The organism is Vibrio sp. V42_P2S4T144 (assembly GCF_009904715.1).
Taxonomy (GTDB): domain Bacteria; phylum Pseudomonadota; class Gammaproteobacteria; order Enterobacterales; family Vibrionaceae; genus Vibrio; species Vibrio alginolyticus.
Map to the genome: position 1 here is coordinate 1 of NZ_WXWS01000326.1, position 3,072 is coordinate 3,072.

The following is a 3,072-nucleotide window of genomic DNA, read 5'->3' on the forward strand; positions in this document are numbered from 1 at the left end:
ATACTGGTCAATGACAGAAACAAATTCTGGCTTCATTGCCGTGACACTGCCGACCACTAGGTTAATGATCGCTTCAACTTGTTCAGGCTTTAAGTCTTCACCAGGTTTGAGCTCAAGCATGACAGATGCTGAAGGATTCTCACTGTTTTGGCGGACGAATAGAGTTTGACGAGGTATTGCTAAATGAACACGCGCGTTCGCTACTGAGTTCAAAGACATGATAGTACGTACTAACTCACCTTCTAAACCATGACGATAACGCGCCGTTTCCATAAATTGGCTCGTACCAAGAGAGCTATCTTCCTTGAGCGAATCCAAACCTGTCGGCAGCTTAGCTTTGACACCTTTTGATGCAAGCAACATGCGTACCTTCGCAACCTCACCTTCTGGTACAAGAACTTGTCCATTTTGCTCTTGCATGCGGTAGCTTACGCCTTCGCTTTCTAATACCGACACAATTTCGCCGATATCAAAACGCTCTTGCTGGCTATATAGCGGACGAAAGCTCTGCGAGGAACTCCATAGTGCAACCACAATAATCGCTGCAACAATCGCAGCTAACACCGCAGATAGCACTAAGTTTCTCTGACTGCTAGACCAGATTTGCTTCAGCTTCGTTGTCACATCGTCCATGCCGTTGGCAGTAGAAAATGTCTGTGCTGTGCCGGTAGCCATAGCTGTGTTTCCGGCGACTTGGGGGGTTAGTTCTGACATGAATTACACCGGCATCTTCATAATATCTTCAAATGAGGTCACGACTTTGTTGCGCACTTGCATCAAAGCATTAAAGGACAAGCTGGCTTTTTGGCTCGCGACCATTGCACCAACTAGGTCATCACTTTTTCCTGTTTCTACGGCCGTCATTTTTTGACTAGCCACTGATTGATGTTGATTCACTGTATCCAACACATTTGTCATCGCTTGTGAGAACGATAAAGGTGCGTTTAGTGATTGTTGATCTAAAGGATTTGCACTCACGATAAACTCTGGCGGCTGCACTTGTGCCTGCATCGCCTGCATTTTTGACAACATAAGTTGCTCTGCCGAGACCGCATGAGTAGGTTGACTTGCCATCTATTTTTTCTCCTATTAGGCAGCCGAGCCTAGTGCCGACTGTAAATCAATACCATGTTCTCGCATTGCTGCGAGCTTGTAGCGTAGCGCTCGAGTAGAGACTCCAAGCGCGTTTGCGGTTTTCGTTCGGTTTCCACCAAACTGACGTAACTTTTCCAAAATAAACTGATATTCAGCTTGCTTCTTCGCTTCTACATGACCAAAACTTGCAGTTGGCTCTGCTGTAGGAACTGACGCGACAAGCTCAATAGGCAGCATCAGGTCATGGGCTGTAATGTAATCACCATGACGCATGACCAAAGCGCGTTGAATGACATTTTCCAACTCACGAATATTGCCCGGCCAGTGATACTGACTCAGCGCACTAATCGCATCTTGGGATAGGTGACAGCGGCTGCTATCTTGATACTTTTCAATAAAGAATTGGCTAATCGGTAGAATGTCCTCTTTTCTTTCGCGCAAAGGCGGCCAGTGCAGAGGCAGCACATCTAATCGATAATAAAGATCTTCACGGAACGTGCCTTTTTGAACTTCCTCACGTAAGTCTTTGTTGGTTGCCGCAATAACACGAATATCGAGCTGAACGGCTTTATGGCTACCAACACGTTCTACTTCACGCTCTTGAAGGACGCGTAACAATTTCGCTTGAACCGCAGGTGACATTTCACCAATCTCGTCAAGCAGAATCGTCCCGCCATTTGCTTCTTCAAACTTACCGCTTTGAGAATTTGTCGCTCCGGTGAACGCGCCTTTTACATGACCGAATAGCACAGCCTCTAACATTGACTCTGGAATGGCGGCACAGTTAACCGCCACAAATGGACCATTGATACGCGGAGAGTGCTCATGCACATATCGCGCCAGCACTTCTTTACCCGTTCCCGATTCACCTGTAATAAGCACACTCGCGTTAGTACATGCTGCACGATGCGCCAATTGCAGAACTTGTTTGCTTCTCCAAGACTCCGCAACAATGTTGGCCATTGGCTTACCTAACGCTTCAACACGTTTAAGCAGATTAACCAACTGATTAGATTCAAATGGGCGTAATAGATAATCAGTAGCGCCCGCTTTCATCGTCTCAGCAGCCAAGATGCCTTGTTCTTGATCGACAATCGCAATAACAACACCCGAATTTCGCTGCTTTTGGTGACACGCGACAAACTCACGAACACACATATCCGGCAGCGTAGAGCTCACTAAAGTGATTTCTGCTCGCTCTTCAAGCAAAGCGCCTCGACCAGTACGAGTGTGTTTCGCGGTGTAACCTGCATTTTGCAACACATCCAATACTGGTTGAGCAAGAGCTTCATTTGGCTCAACCAACAAAATTTTCGTTTTCGTCATCATTGAACCTTAACTTTCGTTTGTTGATTTTGTGATTGTAGATCTGGGTGGTGTTTCGTAGCCGTATACTCGTTGTCCCTCACTAAACGCAGGGTGACACGTCGGTTTTTTGCTTGGCCATTAACCGAGTTATTGCTGGCAATTGGGTAACGTGAACCATGAGCTCGTGTTTCGATCATCGACTCGTCGACCCCAAGCTCAATCAAAGCATTGGTGACTTGCTCTGCTCGAGTACGTGACACAGAAAGGTTCGTTAAACTTGAACCAACGTTATCGGTGTGACCGTCGATGAGGATTTTGGTCACTCGATCATCCACAGATACATAGCTATACAGCGCTTCTAGTGTTGCTTTCTGTCCACGACTTAACGTCTTCTGACCAAACTCAAATGAGAGCGCCATATCCCTTGCCTCTGAAAAAGACAATTTAGGCAATCGCGCGCGACACGCATTAAATGATTTCAATGCGTTTTGAATTTGAAGAGTAGGAATCACAATCTCTGAAACAGAGGAAGCATTACTTCCTTTAAGTGACAGCGTCACCCAACTACCCGAAGCAATTGAATCCATGAATTCTTCAGCGCCTTTATTAAAGATGAAACGCTGAGACGGCTTAGTAAATTCAAGGGAACCAAATTCTTTTCTATAAAGC

Annotated in this window: 4 protein-coding genes; all 4 read right to left on the reverse strand. The window is 46.0% G+C overall.

Going from position 1 to position 3,072, the window contains the following annotated elements:
- The coding region (gene fliF / locus CAG68_RS11320) for a flagellar basal-body MS-ring/collar protein FliF (RefSeq protein WP_161441158.1) at window positions 1–714 on the reverse strand (714 nt) is incomplete at its 3' end.
- Window positions 715–717: 3 nt separating this feature from the next.
- Window positions 718–1,074 carry a flagellar hook-basal body complex protein FliE gene (fliE, locus tag CAG68_RS11325; RefSeq protein WP_005375045.1) on the reverse strand — a complete coding sequence of 119 codons (357 nt, stop codon included), beginning with the start codon at window positions 1,072–1,074 and terminating at the stop codon, window positions 718–720.
- A gap of 15 nt (window positions 1,075–1,089) precedes the next feature.
- Window positions 1,090–2,421, reverse strand: coding sequence for a sigma-54 interaction domain-containing protein (locus CAG68_RS11330; RefSeq protein WP_017820535.1), 1,332 nt, complete (start codon window positions 2,419–2,421; stop codon window positions 1,090–1,092).
- Window positions 2,421–3,072: OmpA family protein (locus tag CAG68_RS11335; RefSeq protein WP_161441159.1), on the reverse strand; the 652-nt coding region annotated here is incomplete at its 5' end. The genes CAG68_RS11335 and CAG68_RS11330, both read right to left, overlap by 1 nt.